14 protein-coding genes and 4 tRNA genes are annotated in these 14744 nt (G+C 66.8%); 6 read left to right on the top strand and 12 right to left on the bottom strand.

Features of this window, described 5'->3' with window-relative positions:
- Nucleotides 1-6: 6 nt before the first annotated feature.
- Nucleotides 7-465 (bottom strand): preprotein translocase subunit SecE, encoded by a 459-nt coding sequence (gene secE / locus GOOTI_RS13780; RefSeq protein WP_007239209.1) that lies wholly within the window; start codon nucleotides 463-465, stop codon nucleotides 7-9.
- A gap of 38 nt (nucleotides 466-503) precedes the next feature.
- Nucleotides 504-576: transfer RNA gene (locus GOOTI_RS13775), tRNA-Trp, on the bottom strand.
- 206 nt (nucleotides 577-782) lie between these two features.
- On the opposite strand from GOOTI_RS13775, the gene GOOTI_RS13770 reads away from it, so the two are divergent.
- Entirely contained in the window at nucleotides 783-1787 is a 1005-nt protein-coding gene (locus GOOTI_RS13770) for a type IV toxin-antitoxin system AbiEi family antitoxin domain-containing protein (protein ID WP_083835919.1), read from the top strand.
- A gap of 89 nt (nucleotides 1788-1876) precedes the next feature.
- On the opposite strand, the gene GOOTI_RS13765 is transcribed toward GOOTI_RS13770, so the two are convergent.
- Nucleotides 1877-3286 carry an aminotransferase-like domain-containing protein gene (locus GOOTI_RS13765; RefSeq protein ID WP_039994114.1) on the bottom strand — a complete coding sequence of 470 codons (1410 nt, stop codon included), beginning with the start codon at nucleotides 3284-3286 and terminating at the stop codon, nucleotides 1877-1879.
- Between GOOTI_RS13765 and GOOTI_RS13760 the strand changes: the two genes are divergently transcribed.
- Entirely contained in the window at nucleotides 3285-4289 is a 1005-nt protein-coding gene (locus tag GOOTI_RS13760) for a DMT family transporter (protein ID WP_083835918.1), read from the top strand. The two genes, GOOTI_RS13765 and GOOTI_RS13760, sit on opposite strands and share 2 nt — an antisense overlap.
- A complete protein-coding gene (locus GOOTI_RS13755) occupies nucleotides 4286-5602 on the top strand; it encodes a diacylglycerol/lipid kinase family protein (protein WP_007239205.1) in 1317 nt (438 codons plus the stop codon). The genes GOOTI_RS13760 and GOOTI_RS13755 overlap by 4 nt, the downstream gene beginning before the upstream one ends.
- 44 nt (nucleotides 5603-5646) lie before the next feature.
- On the opposite strand, the gene GOOTI_RS13750 is transcribed toward GOOTI_RS13755, so the two are convergent.
- The 5 genes from GOOTI_RS13750 to GOOTI_RS13730 form a co-directional block, all read right to left on the bottom strand.
- The gene (locus tag GOOTI_RS13750; protein WP_007239204.1) at nucleotides 5647-6732 is read right to left on the bottom strand and encodes a fused (3R)-hydroxyacyl-ACP dehydratase subunits HadA/HadB; all 1086 of its coding nucleotides are present in this window, start codon (nucleotides 6730-6732) and stop codon (nucleotides 5647-5649) included.
- A 363-nt stretch (nucleotides 6733-7095) separates the two neighbouring features.
- Entirely contained in the window at nucleotides 7096-7263 is a 168-nt protein-coding gene (gene rpmG, locus GOOTI_RS13745) for a 50S ribosomal protein L33 (protein WP_003929651.1), read from the bottom strand.
- A gap of 88 nt (nucleotides 7264-7351) precedes the next feature.
- A tRNA-Met gene (locus GOOTI_RS13740) sits at nucleotides 7352-7425 on the bottom strand.
- 77 nt (nucleotides 7426-7502) lie between these two features.
- Nucleotides 7503-7575: transfer RNA gene (locus tag GOOTI_RS13735), tRNA-Thr, on the bottom strand.
- Nucleotides 7576-7699: 124 nt separating this feature from the next.
- Nucleotides 7700-7780, bottom strand: a tRNA-Tyr gene (locus GOOTI_RS13730).
- Between the two features lie 170 nt (nucleotides 7781-7950).
- On the opposite strand from GOOTI_RS13730, the gene GOOTI_RS13725 reads away from it, so the two are divergent.
- Entirely contained in the window at nucleotides 7951-8442 is a 492-nt protein-coding gene (locus GOOTI_RS13725) for a YajQ family cyclic di-GMP-binding protein (RefSeq protein WP_005169630.1), read from the top strand.
- A 96-nt stretch (nucleotides 8443-8538) separates the two neighbouring features.
- Here GOOTI_RS13725 and htpX read toward each other — a convergent pair whose 3' ends face one another.
- Nucleotides 8539-9393, bottom strand: a complete 855-nt coding sequence (htpX, locus tag GOOTI_RS13720) for a zinc metalloprotease HtpX (protein ID WP_007239203.1) — start codon at nucleotides 9391-9393, stop codon at nucleotides 8539-8541.
- A 105-nt stretch (nucleotides 9394-9498) separates the two neighbouring features.
- A complete protein-coding gene (locus GOOTI_RS13715; protein ID WP_007239202.1) occupies nucleotides 9499-10512 on the bottom strand; it encodes a polyprenyl synthetase family protein in 1014 nt (337 codons plus the stop codon).
- 119 nt (nucleotides 10513-10631) lie between these two features.
- Here GOOTI_RS13715 and GOOTI_RS13710 point away from each other — a divergent pair, with 119 nt between their 5' ends.
- Both GOOTI_RS13710 and GOOTI_RS13705 read left to right on the top strand, forming a co-directional pair.
- Nucleotides 10632-11918, top strand: coding sequence for a geranylgeranyl reductase family protein (locus GOOTI_RS13710; protein WP_007239201.1), 1287 nt, complete (start codon nucleotides 10632-10634; stop codon nucleotides 11916-11918).
- 114 nt (nucleotides 11919-12032) lie between these two features.
- Nucleotides 12033-12974, top strand: a complete 942-nt coding sequence (locus GOOTI_RS13705; RefSeq protein WP_007239200.1) for an oxygenase MpaB family protein — start codon at nucleotides 12033-12035, stop codon at nucleotides 12972-12974.
- A gap of 345 nt (nucleotides 12975-13319) precedes the next feature.
- On the opposite strand, the gene GOOTI_RS13700 is transcribed toward GOOTI_RS13705, so the two are convergent.
- The gene (locus GOOTI_RS13700; RefSeq protein WP_007239199.1) at nucleotides 13320-14015 is read right to left on the bottom strand and encodes a demethylmenaquinone methyltransferase; all 696 of its coding nucleotides are present in this window, start codon (nucleotides 14013-14015) and stop codon (nucleotides 13320-13322) included.
- Nucleotides 14016-14028: 13 nt separating this feature from the next.
- On the bottom strand, nucleotides 14029-14744 hold a 716-nt coding region (locus tag GOOTI_RS13695), incomplete at its 5' end, for a glycosyltransferase (protein ID WP_007239198.1).

Genomic DNA, 14744 nt, shown 5'->3' with positions numbered 1-14744 from the left:
CCCGAATCAGCCGAGGATCCAGAGAACTAGCTTGGCGAAGCCGAGGTCGATCCCGAAGATGAACGCTGTCATCAACACCACGAACACGAGCACGATGATCGTGTACGTGATCGTCTCGCGTCGCGAAGGCCAGATGACCTTCTTCATCTCCGAGACGACCTGCTGCATGAACACCCAGATCCGCACAAACGGATTGCTGCTCTGCTCGGACGCCTTCTTTACCTTGCGTTCCTTGACGGCAACCGCGGATCCGCCTTCGGATTCCGAGTCGCCGTCTTTCGTGTCGACGGCACCCGCCGACGAGCGACGACCACGTCCCGAACGCTTGCCGGTCGGACGCAGTTCGTCCGACGCGTCCGCGGCTTCGACGGTGTCGTCGCGGCTCTCGAGCTCCTCCGCTGCCGAATCGGCGGCGGTGGACTGCCCGTCGTTTTTCGCGCGGGCGGCTCGATCTCGCTTGCTCACCTTCGAGGTCCTCTCGTCAACGTGTGCCCTCTCCAGGGCAGGGGCGACAGGACTTGAACCTGCAACCTGCGGTTTTGGAGACCGCTGCTCTGCCAGTTGAGCTACGCCCCTTTGCGACTGCGTCAACTCTTTACGAGCTCGGCAGTTGCCGGTCTTCGGTCGACCTGCCGGTTCCAGCGTACCGATCGCGTCGATCGCCACACCGTCCCCGACAAAACCAACGCGCCACCCTATGGGCGGCGCGCAAGTCAAGGGTAAACCTGACACTTCAGTGTAGAACACCGGGCCCACTTAACCCAAAACACTCCAGGTCGACGATGCGGCACCGCCTGGAGTTCCGGTTGCTCAGACGCTCGGATCCCGCACGTCTGCGCAACCGGAAGTTCTCGGCCCCCGGCGTGGAAACTCGGACATGGAACCTCGGTGCGACTCGCCACGTCCGATACCGCATGACCACGCTCGCGCACCACCTGTCGACTCACGACGGCGTCATCACTCTCGCACAGGCTCGCGCCCTCGGCCTCAGCAGGCATTCTGTGCAGCGTCGGCTCTCCGCCGGCACGTGGGTGCGCGAGGCGGTGGGCACCTTCCGTGCCGTCGACCATCCGCGGACCTCGCGTGTACGGGTCCGGATCGCGGTCGCATCGGTCGGCAAATCCGCGGTGCTCGTCGGGTCGTCGGCCGCATGGTGGCACGGCATCACCAGCGCCTTTCCGTCGAAGATCACCGTCGCCACGCAGGTCAAGGGTCGCCACGCAGGTGCATCGGCAGGCGTTCTCGTCACGCATCGGCGCCTGCACGAACCAGACGTTGTCGTGGTCGACGGGCTGCGCGTGGCGTCAGTCGCAACCGCCCTCCTCGACATCGCCGCCGATGGCGACACCTCGACCGTCGACAACGCACTACTCACGCGCCGCGTCACCATCACCGAACTCGACGACGCACTGAGCCGTTACCCGCGTCGTCGTGGCGCACCCGAGGCCCGACGACTCTTCGACGCACTGCGGTCCGGCGCACGATCGGAGGCAGAGCGGACGGCCACCGCGCTCTTCGACGCACATGGCATCACCGGCTGGACGGCCAACACCGAGGTCCTCGGATACCTCCTCGACTTCGTGTTCCGCGAGGCGCGGCTCGTCGTCGAAATCGACGGCTTCGCGTTCCACCGCGACGCCAAGACCTTCCAACGTGACCGGACCAAGCGCAACGCCCTCCTCGCGGACGGTTGGCGGGTGTTGAATTTCACCTGGGACGACATCACTCGACGCCCCGACGCCACTGCCCACCAGATCCTCGACGCACTGGAAGTGTCGGCCGCCTAAGCCAGGCCCGGCCGACTTGCGGTTGCCCAGGCGCTCGGATTCCGCACCTCTGGGCAACCGCAATCCCACCCGTACGGTCAGAACACCGGCTAACACGACTCGGCGAGGATCTCCACCGCCTCGGCGTAGCGGTCGGGGCCCGCCGCCGCATAGCTCAACCGCACGTACGGGCCGGTCGGTTCGGCGGGGAACCACTCGCGGCCCGCGACCACCGACAGCCCGCGTGCAAGTGCCCGCGCCGCGACGACGTCGGAGTCGGTGGGCACACCCCCGTCGCCCACATCGGGCAGACGGACCCACAGGTGCAGCCCTCCCGGCGGTCGTGTCGCGGTCAGTGACGGCTCGGCGGCCAGTGCGTCGAGCAGCGCGTCGCGGCGGGCCCCGAGCCCGCGACGCAGCCGCTGCAGCGACGTCCGCCATGTGGATCGCGTCACGACGTCGAGCGCTGCGAGCTGCAGGAGCGGCGAGACGTACAGGTCGGAGAGCGCCAATGCGCTCTCGATGCGCTGTCGCACCGGCCCGTGCGCCATCACCGCGGCAACCCTGATCGACAGCGACATGCTCTTCGTCAGCGACCTCAGGTAGACGACGTGGCCGTTCACATCCGCGGAAACGAGTGTGCGTGGAGCGGCGTCGATGCCGAAGTCATGCGCCCAGTCGTCCTCGACGACGAACGCGCGATGCGCTGCCACCACGTCGAGAACCTCCGCGCGCTGCTGCGCCGACCACTGCTCGCCGGTCGGGTTGGCATAGTTCGGCTGCGCGTAGAAGACACGTGCGCCCGAGGTGGCGAACGCCGAGTCGAGATCGGCTGCGCTCGGCGCCCCGGCGGTCCTCGGCACGGGCACGATCACGAGGCCCGCCTGCCGCGCCGCCGCTATCGCGCCCCAGTAGGTCGGCGACTCCATCACGATCGCGTCTCCCGGCGCGGCGATCGCTCGCATGGTCGCAGCGAGCGCGGCCTGGCCACCGGAGGTGATGACGACGTCGGAGTCGCGCCATCCCCCACCCCCCGCAGTGCTTTCGCCGACGAGATCGCTCACGAACCAGCGACGCAACTCCGGAACTCCCGCGACGGGCGGTCGTGTGAACGCGTCCGCACGCCGCGACACCCGACGCACCGCTGCCGCGACCGAGTCCTGCGGTAGCAGTTCGGCGTCGGGGTATCCCCCGTGCATCGCGATGGTGTCGTGCGGAACCATGCGCAGCGTCGACGCCGTCACGGGAACTCCCGAGCGGTCGGGTCCGAGTGCTGCGGTTTGCCACCCGACGTCGCGCCGCGCGTCGCGACGTCGAAACGCCACGAATGTTCCTTCACCTGAGCGTGTTTCGACGATCCCCTCGGCAACGAGCGCCGCGAGCGCGCGTTGCACCGTGACCGGACCCGCACCGAACTGCTTCGCCAATGCGCGCGTCGACGGCAGTCGCGACCCGGCAGGCTGCCGGTCGGCTAGCGTTCTCAGGTGACGCACTATCGGCGCACTGCTATCGTCGGACATGAATATTGATAGTAGCGCTATCGGACGCTTCACTCCTGCGCTATCGCCGCGTACGCGAGCCAGTGGACTGCTCTGGGGTTTGGTCGGGGTCGCCGCGTTCTCGTTCTCGGTTCCTTTCACCCGCATCGCCGTCGGCTCTTCGGACTCCCCGGGACTCGATCCACTCCTCGTCGGTTGCGGCAGGGCCGTCGTCGCAGCGGCACTGGCGGTGTTCGCTCTCGGTATCACCCGCACGGCAATCCCCTCCGCCCGGCACTGGCTTCGCCTGATCCCCGTCGCCGCGGGCGTCGTCGTCGGCTTCCCGTTGTTCACCTCGCTGGCGCTGCGACATTCCGACTCCGGGCATGCCGCGGTCATCGTCGGACTCCTGCCCACCATGACCGCCGTGGTCGCGGTCACGCTCACCCGCGAACGCCCCGGTCTGCGTTTCTGGATCGGCGCGAGCGCGGGCGCCGCCGCCACGGTGGTGTTCGCGTTCGTGGCGCATGGCGGGACGTCGGGCGGCGGCGTCGACGACCTCTACCTGATCTGCGCTGTCCTGCTCGGTGCGATCGGGTACGCGCAGGGTGGCATTCTCGCGCGCGAACTCGGCGCGTGGCAGACCATCTGCTGGGCCCTGGTGCTCGCGCTGCCCGTCATGGCCGTCGTGTCGGCGCGGTCGATCCACCTACACCCGCCCACCGACATCACGACCGCACAGTGGTCGGCGTTCGCCTATCTGTGCGGGGTCAGCATGTTCCTCGGATTCTTCGCCTGGTATCGAGGTCTCGCGATCGGCCCGATGACCGTCGTCAGCCAGACCCAACTCGTCCAGCCGGTGCTGTCGGTGGCGTGGTCTGCGCTGCTGCTCGGTGAGGCGCTCTCACTCGGCGTCGTCGGCGGTGGTCTCGCGGTCATCGCGTGCGCTGCGTTCACCGTCCGGAGTCGCACCCGTGACAGCACCTCGCTGCGGGCGCGGATGTCCCACGTCACGACTGGTCGGCTGCGTATCGTGAGCAGATGACAAGATCTGCGGGACAACGACGCGGTGCTGCCATCCTCTCCCTCGTCGCGGGTGCCGCCGGGGTGGTGCTCGCCGTGATATCGGCCGCGGCACAGTTCCCGGTCGGACTCATCGCGCTGGTGCTCCTGCTCGTCGCGGCCGGGCTGGCGATCGACGGATTGTTCAACATCGGAACCCGACGCCTCGCTGAGCTGATCGTCGCAGTGATCCTGGCGGTCGTCGCGATCGTGGTGGTGGTGATGCGCAGCTGGTGGCTGCTGGTCGGCACGCTCGTGGTGATCGCTCTCTTCGCGCTCGCGATCGCAGCGGCAGCTCGGGCGTTCCGCATCTCGGTGCCGCTGCCCGTCGTCGCTCCCCCGACCAACCCCGTCCTCATCTACAACCGACGCTCCGGCGACGGGAAGGCCGACCGGCTCCACCTCGCCGACGAAGCGGAACGTCGAGGCTACCGGACCGTCGAACTGGTCAAGGGAGACGATCTACGAGCCCTCGCCGAGGGTGCTGTCGCCGACGGCGCCGACGGACTCGCGATGGCCGGCGGCGACGGTTCGCAGGCGGTGGTCGCCGACGTCGCGGCGTCGCACGATCTGCCGTACGCGTGCATCCCCTCGGGCACGCGTAACCACTTCGCCCTCGACCTCGGCGTCGACCGCGACGACGCCGTCGGAGCACTCGACTCCTTCGTCGAGGGTGGCGAACGCCGCGTCGACCTCGGCGTCGTCAACGGACAGGTCTTCGTCAACAACGTCTCACTCGGCGTCTACGGCGAGGCGGTTCAGCGCGAGAGCTACCGCAACGCGAAAGCCAAAACCTTGCTCGACGTCGCGTCGCAGGTGCTGGGTCCGAACTCCGATCAGCCGTCGGTCTCCTGGCACGACCCGCACGGCACTGCGCACGAGTCCGTCGCGGCGATCATGGTGTCCAACAACCAGTACCGTCTCGGACACATCATCGGGTCGGGCACCAGACCCAGCATCGAAGACGGGCTGCTCGGCGTCGCCGTCATCGCAGATCCGGCGTCGCGGCCGGGTTCCGAACGCCTCCAACATCTGTGGAGTGAGTGGGTGGCCCCGACGTTCGAGATCGATTCGGACACCGACCTCAACGCCGGCATCGACGGCGAGGCCGCAACGCTCACGGCGCCGGTGCGGTTCGAGATCCGGCATCGAGTCCTGCGTGCCCGCATCGCGCGACAGCACCCCGGCGCCTCACCGTCGGCCGACGTGCCCGACGGCGCCGTCGACTCGGTGCGAGCGCTGTGTCGCATCGCGCTCGGCAAGCCGGTCCACATCCGGCCGATCTCCGTCAGCTGAGCGTCGCGAGCGCCTGGTCGAGCCTTTCCGGACCGACCGCCCCGTCAATTGAACTGCACGTGCGCCTGCGCGCGGCCGAAGATCTTGCGGTCGCCCTGCTTGGCGACGATGGTGATCACGCCGCGTCGGGTCTCCGGGTCGAGTGACTTGATCTTGCCCGTGAAATCGATGTCGGCATAGGTGTCGGGGTGGACGTACACCGGGCTCGTGAATCGCACGTTGTACTCGTAGATCGCTGCGGGATCACCGACGAACTCGGTGATGAAGCTCGCACCGAGACCCATCGTCTGCATGCCGTGTGCGACGACGGTCTCCAGCCCGATGACCTTGGCGATCTCGTCGGAGAAGTGGATCGGGTTGGGATCCCCGGCGACGCCCGCATAGTTGACCAGGTTGCCGCGCGTGAGTGTCTTCGTCATCGGCGGGAGTTCCTGACCGACTTCGAGGCCGTCAAAGCTGATGGCCGCATACGGCTTCGGCGCGACGACCGGGTCCGCATCGTTGTAGCGGTCGAAGGGTCCGTGGACGCTCCGTGGGAGCGTGGGCTCCTTGTCGACCTTCATCATGACGTGCTCGAGTTCGTCGAGGACCTCGGGATCGGCGTCGACCGCTGGACGCGCGACCAGGCTGGTGAAGGTGGTCATCACCGGCTCGTCGTGCTGGTTCCAGATGATGTTCTTGGTGACCATCACGTCGGCGCCGCCCATCTGACGGAACGACTCCAGCGAGACGTCGCAGATCAACCGGTCACCGACCTTGATGGGCTGGTGGAAGATCAGTCGCTGGTCGGTCTGCATGATCTGCCACAGGTCGTAGCCGGTGACGACGTCTTCGAAGAGTCGACGCTGCGCGATGATCCCGAGAACCGACACGAACGTGGGTGCCGCGATCAGCGTGTCGTGGCCCATCGCCTTGGCCGCATCCTCGTCCCAATGGACGGGGTGCGCATCCTGCACGGCGCGTGCGTGCTTACGCACTTCTTCGCGGCCGACCTCGTAATAATCGTCGACGGTGTAGTTGTAGCCGACCATCGATTTCGTGTGCGCGGCGATCTCTTCGGGAGTCAGCTTCACACCACTTTTCAGTGCTTCGATCCGTTCCTGGATCTCGCTGTCGGTGATCTGTGACATCGGCTGATCTCCTTGCTGCACTCGCCTGCGGGTCCGACGGCCGGGGCTGTCCGGTCCTCGTCTCCGACACATACTCGCAGGCAACTGTACTGAAATACTTCATCTGAACGACAACTGCGGGCCGCCTCGTGTGAGACAGCCCGCAGTTGAAAAACTTCGTGGAGCGCTTCCCGTTACGACGGACCGCGCAGGTCGCGCATCCCGCTCGACGCCGACACGCACCGCGCCGTAGGACGAGATTGCGACGGCCGAGCGAGCGCCCGACGGGCGACTCCGTCAGCGGAAATCGGCCGACCGGCAGTCATCGATACGGCAATCCCCGATCAGCGCACTCGACGACAGCATGTCCGTCGGCGGAGCTGACTAGCGCGATTCCTTGTGCGCCTGGTGCTTGCCGCAGTTCGGGCAGAACTTCTTGATCTCGAGACGATCGGGATCGTTGCGACGGTTCTTCTTGGTGATGTAGTTGCGGTGCTTGCACACCTCGCAAGCCAGGGTGATCTTGGGCCGCACGTCAGTTGAGGAAGCCACTGGGTTCGCCTTCTTTCGGGTGGGTCTGTGTCGTCGGAGCACTAGGCGCCGCCTCGCCCGACCCGGGCCGCGCGACAAGCCTTACGTGTAGCGGTGGAGGGACTCGATCCCTCGACCTCACGATTATGAGTCGTGCGCTCTAACCAGCTGAGCTACACCGCCATGGAGACTCAGAACTCCGTCAGCGTGGACGCAGTCCTCGCGGTGGCGCTGCGGCGTCGGGCGTTCAAGTCCTACCGAGCCCCCTGACGGAATCGAACCGTCGACCTTTTCCTTACCATGGAAACGCTCTGCCGACTGAGCTAAGGGGGCGTTTCCGGCAGCCCGTGTGGGCGTCCGGAGAGCCTTAACGAGGTTACACACCGAGGCGGCGGCTCACCAAATCGCTGCTCTACCAGCTCTCCGATGGACCGCCGACTGCACGTTCACCTCGCTGTGGCAGGTATAGGATTCGAACCTATGTAGCTTGCGCGACGGATTTACAGTCCGCTCCCTTTGGCCGCTCGGGCAACCTGCCGTGTCGTTCCGAGCAAGCCCCGCGAGGCCGCACGAACAACGCCGAGAAGAATACAACGAATCCCGGCCGTTGACGCAAACGTGCAGTTCAGCGCTCTGTGAGGCGCGCCGACCCGGCTGCCGGACCACTGCCCCCCAGAGCGCGAGAGTCCGCGGGCTAGGCTGTGACCCATGGCTGATTCATCGTTCGACGTGGTGAGCAAGATCGATCGCCAAGAGGTCGACAACGCCCTCAACCAGGCCGCGAAGGAACTCTCGCAGCGCTACGACTTCCGCGGCACCAACACCGGCATCGACTGGTCCGGCGAGGAGACGATCGTGATCACCTCCGACGCCGAGGAGCGCGCTCAAGCAGGGCTCGAGGTGTTCAAGGAGAAGCTGATCCGCCGCGACATCTCGCTCAAGGCGTTCGACGCCGGCGAGGTGCAGGCGTCGGGCAAGACCTACAAGATCTCCGGCAACCTGGTGCAGGGCATCGACTCCGAACACGCCAAGAAGATCTCCAAGAAGATCCGCGACGAGGGACCCAAGGGCGTCAAGGCACAGATCCAGGGCGACGAGCTGCGTGTCTCGAGCAAGAAGCGCGACGACCTCCAGGCAGTCATCGCGCTACTCAAGGGCGAGGACTTCGGCATCGCCCTGCAGTTCGTCAACTACCGCTGATTCTCTGCGCGGGCCCGTTCTCGCTCCGAGCCTCCTCGCTCCGCTCGTCGAGCCTCACTCGACGACCCGCTGAGGAAGTGCGCGGGCCCGCGGAATCTACACCCCGCGGCGCGCCATCTCCTGCAGTCGCCTGATGCGCTCCTCGGTCGGCGGGTGCGTCGAGAACAGCTTGGCCATGCGGTCGGTGGCACGGAATGGGCTCTCGATCATCGCGTGGCTCTGCGCCGCGATGTCGGGCTGCGGGGGCAGCGGCGCCACCTGGATGCCGCCGGAGATCTTGGCCAGTGCCGACGCCAGGGCCAACGGATCGTTGGTCAGCGCCGCGCCCGACTGATCGGCTTGGTACTCCCGCGACCTCGAGACCGCGAGTTTGATGAGCGTCGCGGCGAACGGTCCGAGCAGCGAGATGAGGATCAGCGCGATCGGATTGGGTCCGTTGTTGCGGTTGCCCGACATCCCGAAGAACATCGCAAAGTTCGCCAGGCCGCTGATGATCGCGGCCATCGCGCCCGCGACCGAGCTGATCAGGATGTCACGGTTGTAGACGTGCGACAGTTCATGCCCGAGCACGGCGCGTAGCTCGCGTTCGTCGAGCAGCCGCAGAATGCCTGCGGTGCAGCAGACAGCCGCGTTCTTGGGATTGCGTCCGGTCGCGAACGCGTTCGGTGACTCCGTGGGGCTGATGTACAGCGCAGGCATGGGCTGTCGCGCCTGCGTCGCCAACTCACGGACGATCCGGTACAGCACGGGCGCCTCGACCTCGGTCACGGGCTGCGCATGCATCGCCTTGAGCGACATCTTCGCGCTGTTGAAATACACGTAGGCGTTCACCGCGATCGCGAGGATCACCGAACCCCAGAGGACTGCCGGGCTCCGGAAGCACGCACCGATTGCCACGATCAACGCCGACATAGTGCCGAGCAGGAGCGCAGTCTTCACACCGTTTCGCATCAGATCCTCGTCCGATCTCGCCGCCGACGCCATGCCGGGGCTCTCAGTCCCTCAAACGATCCAGGGTCCGTTTCGGTTTCCGCGCGGCGTCGTACACCGTCGGCCCTACCCGGTGCGGGCGATCGTGTAATCCACCAACGAGGTGAACGCCGCATGTGCCGGGCCGTCGGGAAGGGCTCCGAGAACCTGCCCCGCCTCATCGGCGTAACCGCGCAGCGTCGCGTTCGCCTGCGCCATCCCGCGCGACCCGACGAGCAGGCCGAGCGCTTCGGCGACCTCGGCGTCGTCGGTCAGCGGTCGCGCCGAACCTCCGTCGTCGACGAGCAGTTGCCGCAGCCTCTTCGACGAGGCGTTGTCGTCGGCCAACGCGTACAGCACCGGGAGCGTGTGCACACCCTCACGCAGGTCCGTTCCCGGCGTTTTGCCCGAATCACCTGTCGGGGAGCTGATGTCGATGATGTCGTCGGAGAGCTGGAATGCGGTGCCGACGATGTCGCCGAGTCGTGAGAGGCGCTCGATGTCGTCGACCGTGGCCCCAGAGGTCATCGCGCCGAACCGACCTGCCGCGGCGATCAGCGAACCGGTCTTCTCCCACACCACTTTCAGGTAGTGGTCGATGGGATCGGCGTCGCGGGCGCCGATCGTCTCGCGCATCTGCCCCGTGACCAGTTCCGCGAAGGTCTCGGCGATGATCCGCACCGACTCCGGGCCAAGCGTCGACACCAGTCGCGATGCACGCGCGAACAGATAGTCGCCGGACAGGATCGCGATGCTGTTGGACCAGCGCGCGTTGGCGCTCTGCGCGCCGCGTCGCATCGGGGCCTCGTCCATGACGTCGTCGTGGTAGAGCGTCGCGAGGTGGATCATCTCCACGACCGTCGCTGCCGTGATCACTTCGCTCGCATCCGGACGCGGACCGAACTGCGCGGAGAGGATCGCGAACATCGGGCGGAACCGCTTGCCACCCGCCTTGGCCAGGTGTGTCGCAGCCTCCGTCATGACGTCGTCGCCCGACGCCAGTTCCGACAGCAACAATTCCTCTACCTGGGCCAACGCCGTCCGCACCGTGCCCGCGAACTCTTCGGAACCCAGATCCAGCCCCGCGAAAGTCGACTTCACTCCGCCGAGCCTAGTCGGTGCGCACGTGCGCGCGACTCGGCGGGAGTGCTCGCGTCCGCGCCGACGGGATCAACGGGCGGGACTGCAGCGCTCGCGCGGGTGGACGACATACTGGTCGGGTGACGAGCCAGATCCCCGAGAGCGCCGACGTCCTCGTGGTCGGCGCAGGCCCGGGCGGGTCCGCTGCTGCCGCCCATGCCGCCGCTGCCGGCCACGACGTCGTACTCCTCGACGCCGCCGTCTTTCCGCGTGACAAGACCTGCGGCGACGGCCTGACACCGCGCGCGACCGCCGAACTCGTCGACCTCGGATTCGCCGACCGCCTCGCCGCCAGCCCGCGCATCGACGGACTCGAACTGCACGGCTGGGGCGCGACCCAGCGCATCCCATGGCCCGCAGGTCGCTTCCCCGCCCACGGAAGCGCCATCACCAGGATGGAACTCGACGACGAGCTGCGCGCGCTGGCGGTCAGTCGGGGCGCACGAATGTGCCAGGGCGCCAAGGCCGTCGACGTCGAGCGCAGCGGCGACCGGATCACTGCCGTTACCGTCGACGGCGCCGACGGACCGCGCACCATCAGGGTTCGTGAGGTGATCGTCGCCGACGGGGTGCGTTCGACGCTTGGCAAGAAGCTCGGCCGTGAGTGGCACCGCAACACGGCATTCGGCGTCGCAGCTCGCGCATACGTCCCGTCGCGGCGCGCGGACGAGAACTGGATGGGCTCACACCTCGAACTGCGCGCCCCCGACGACGCGCTCCTGCCGGGCTACGGCTGGGTCTTCCCGCTCGGCGGCTCCGCTCACGCGGCTGGCGCACGACCGGACACCGAGGACTCCGCAGTCGGCCTGCTGAACGTCGGTGTCGGCGCGCTCGCGACGTCGAAACGTCCCGCGCACATGGCTTTACGTCCGATCCTCGAGCATTACGCGCGCATGGTGGCCGACGAGTGGCAGATCACCGGGGAGCCTGTTCGGCTGACATCTGCGCTACTCCCGATGGGTGGCGCGGTCTCGGGCGTTGCCGGGCCGAACTGGATGCTGATCGGCGACGCCGCCGCGTGCGTGAATCCGCTCAACGGCGAGGGCATCGACTACGCCCTCGAAACCGGCAGACTGGCCGCCGAGCGTCTCGGCGCCCCCGACCACACCCTCGAATGGCAGCGAACTCTCATCGACCACTACGGGCTCGCCTTCTCCGCAGCCCGACGACTCGCCGGAGTGCTGACGGTCCCCACAGCGGTACCGCTGCTCGGCCGACCGGGAATCAGGTCGGCGGGACTCATGTCGCTGGTCGTGCGCGTGATGGGCAATCTGATCACCGACGACGACGCCGACATGGTCGCCCGCGTCTGGCGCGGCGTAGGACGGGTCTCCACGCGGGTCGACCACCGACCCCCGTTCGTCTGAGTCGGCGCTCGGCTGCGGCGGCCGACGTCACGACCATTGGTGTGAGACGTTATGCGTGATACGTTCCACGTATAACTGTGTCGCAGCACACATCGCCAACCCTGGGAGATCCTCATGCCTGCGCAAACACTGTCGTCGCGACTCTTCGGGCAGATCTCGGCGCGCAGACGTGAGCGCTATCGGCGCCGCGACGAACTCGCCGCCGTCGACCCTGCCGAGGATCCGCGTACGTACGCACTCGAACTGTCCACCAAGGAGTTCGTCTGGGGCACCACCCAGGCACTGAGCTTTGCACTGTTCCGCACCTACGCGGTTCCGTCGATCGGCGAGTTGCTCTACGAGACTTCACAATTCACCGACGAGGTACAGAAGCGCTACGACGACACCGCTCTGCTGCTGTCCGCACCCGTCGAACACGGCTTCGAGCCGGGCGGTGAGGGGCACGCAGCCATTCGCCGAATCAATCAGATGCACGGTCGCTACGACATCTCCAACGACGACATGCTCTACGTGCTCGCCACATTCGTCGTCTGCCCACCGCGCTGGATCAACGCGTACGAGTGGCGTTCGCTCACCCAGCGCGAGATCGATGGCGTCACCAACTACTACCGCACGCTGGGGAAGTACATGGGGATCAAGGACATCCCCGAGACCTTCGCCGAGTTCGAAACGCTGATGGACTCCTACGAGCGCGAGAACTTCGCCTTTCGCGAAGGCTCACGCGCAGTGGCGGATTCGACCCTCGAGCTCCTCACCACCTTCATGCCGTACAAGCTGCTCCCGGCATCGCTGGTCAAGCGTCTCGCCCGCGCTCTCATGGACGAGCCACTTCTCGACGCCTTCGGCTACCCGCATCCCACCCGCGCCGAGCGAGTTCTCGTGGCCGCAGGCCTCAAGGCACGCGGACTGGCGATCCGCTACTTCGCCACCCCGCGCACCGAATCGGTCTTCGCCATCGACACCGCCGAGGTCCGGGGCTACCCGAACGGTTACCGCGTTGAGGACCTCGGCACCTTCCCCACGGGCTGCCCTGTGGCGCACAAGACTTCGGCGTAGCGGCATCCTCCAGCCATACGTGTGTTGTATCGAAGGGTGAGAGTGCTGCACCGCCCACATCCTTCGACACCACACACGTCTGCAAACGACACGAGGCCAGCCACTTGGTCCGACCGCACACAGCCCGCCCGGTTGCCGCCCGACTGCATACACAATCCGGTCCTCAGCGGACCGCCACGACAATTATCTCCTCGGCTCTCCGCTCACGTCACGATCGTGTACGCACCCCACCGCTTCAACCAGCCCACGGCTCGCTGATCATCGCCCGCTCGCTATCAGCGCTCGCTCGTCGATCAGCGCCGGCCGTTCATCAACCCCGGTCCGTTGGATCCGCTCCGGCTCGCGCTACGCCTTGCGGCCGGTGTGCACAGCGGCGATCCCGCCGGTGAGGTTCTGCCAGCGCACGTCGGTGAAGCCCGCGTCGCGGATCAGGTCGCCCAGACCGAACTGGTCAGGCCACGCCCTGATCGATTCCGCCAGATACACATACGCCGCTGGATTGCTCGACACCTTGGTGGCCACCGCGGGCAGCGCCTTCATCAGGTACTCCATGTACACGGTGCGGAATGGCCCGAACGTCGGCGTCGAGAACTCGCAGATCGCCAGTCGCCCACCGGTTTTCAGCACACGGTTGAGCTCACCCAGCGCGACCGCGACGTCGTTGACATTGCGCAGCCCGAACGAGATCGTGGCGGCGTCGAACGAACCGTCGGCGAACGGCAGTGCCAGCGCGTCGGCCGCCACCTTCGGCACGTCACGGTCGGCGCCCGCTTTCAACATGCCCAGCGAGAAGTCGGCGGCGATGCACTTCGCCCCCGACGCCGACAGTTCGACGGTCGACACCGCGGTACCCGCTGCGAGATCCAACACCACGTCCGAGGGGCCGAGCGCCAACGCCTTACGAGTGGCCTTGCGCCACCGACGGTCCTGTGCGAAGGAGAGCACCGTGTTCGTGATGTCGTAGCGCTTCGCGACGCCGTCGAACATGGCGGCGACCTCGGCAGGCGCCTTGTCGAGACCTGCGCGGTCGGTGATGGCCATGGCGACCACGCTACTACCCGGCGAGCCGCATCCCGTCGGTCAGTCCGCCCTGCGCAGCGATCACGGCGCGGTAGTGCCCGACCAGCTGCTCGCAGATCGCGGGCCAGCTGCGATCACGCACCGCGGCCAGCCCAGCCCGACCCATCGCTGCGCGATGCGCGTCCTCGCGCAGCACGTCGATCACCTCGGGCAATTTCGCCGAATACGACGCCGGTTCGAGGAGATATCCTGTCCGCCACGCCGACACCAGATCCCTCGGCCCCCCGGCGTCGGGGCCGACCACGGGCAAGCCCGACGCCATCGCCTCCTGGATCGCCTGACAGAAGGTCTCGTGCTCGCCCGCATGCGCGAAGACGTCCAGGCTGGCGTACGCGCGGGCCAACTCGACACCCCGCAACTCCCCGGTGAACACCGCGTTCGGCAGCAGTCGTGTCAACCGCGCGCGTTCGGGTCCGTCACCGACGATCACCAGCCGCAGCGAGTCGTCGTGCGCCAGCGACGCCAATCGTTCCACATGCTTCTCCGGCGCCAATCGTCCGACGAACCCGACGATCAACCGCTCCCGCTCACCCATCCATTCACGACGCAACTCCTCGTCACGGCGAGCGGGGTTGAACAACTGCGTGTCGACGCCCCGGCCCCACCTGTGCAGTCGCGGAACCCCGTTCGCTGCAAGGGATTCCAACGTCGCACTGGAGGGCACGAGGGTTCGGTCGCACATCTCGTGCA

Origin of the sequence: Gordonia otitidis NBRC 100426, assembly GCF_000248075.1 — a bacterium.
In the GTDB taxonomy this organism is placed as follows: Bacteria; Actinomycetota; Actinomycetes; order Mycobacteriales; family Mycobacteriaceae; genus Gordonia; species Gordonia otitidis.
The sequence above is the reverse complement of the archived record's forward strand: the minus strand, read 5'-3'. Positions and strand labels throughout refer to the sequence as shown.

Excerpts from the sequence above, each read along its gene's own strand:
- GOOTI_RS13765 (WP_039994114.1), bottom strand. The coding sequence starts at position 3,286 with ATGTCCGACGATAGCAGTGCGCCGATAGTGCGTCACCTGAGAACGCTA.
- GOOTI_RS13760 (WP_083835918.1), top strand. The coding sequence starts at position 3,285 with ATGAATATTGATAGTAGCGCTATCGGACGCTTCACTCCTGCGCTATCG.
- GOOTI_RS13770 (WP_083835919.1), top strand. The coding sequence starts at position 783 with ATGCGGCACCGCCTGGAGTTCCGGTTGCTCAGACGCTCGGATCCCGCA.
- htpX (WP_007239203.1), bottom strand. The coding sequence starts at position 9,393 with ATGCGAAACGGTGTGAAGACTGCGCTCCTGCTCGGCACTATGTCGGCG.
- GOOTI_RS13750 (WP_007239204.1), bottom strand. The coding sequence starts at position 6,732 with ATGTCACAGATCACCGACAGCGAGATCCAGGAACGGATCGAAGCACTG.
- GOOTI_RS13755 (WP_007239205.1), top strand. The coding sequence starts at position 4,286 with ATGACAAGATCTGCGGGACAACGACGCGGTGCTGCCATCCTCTCCCTC.
- GOOTI_RS13725 (WP_005169630.1), top strand. The coding sequence starts at position 7,951 with ATGGCTGATTCATCGTTCGACGTGGTGAGCAAGATCGATCGCCAAGAG.
- GOOTI_RS13705 (WP_007239200.1), top strand. The coding sequence starts at position 12,033 with ATGCCTGCGCAAACACTGTCGTCGCGACTCTTCGGGCAGATCTCGGCG.
- GOOTI_RS13700 (WP_007239199.1), bottom strand. The coding sequence starts at position 14,015 with ATGGCCATCACCGACCGCGCAGGTCTCGACAAGGCGCCTGCCGAGGTC.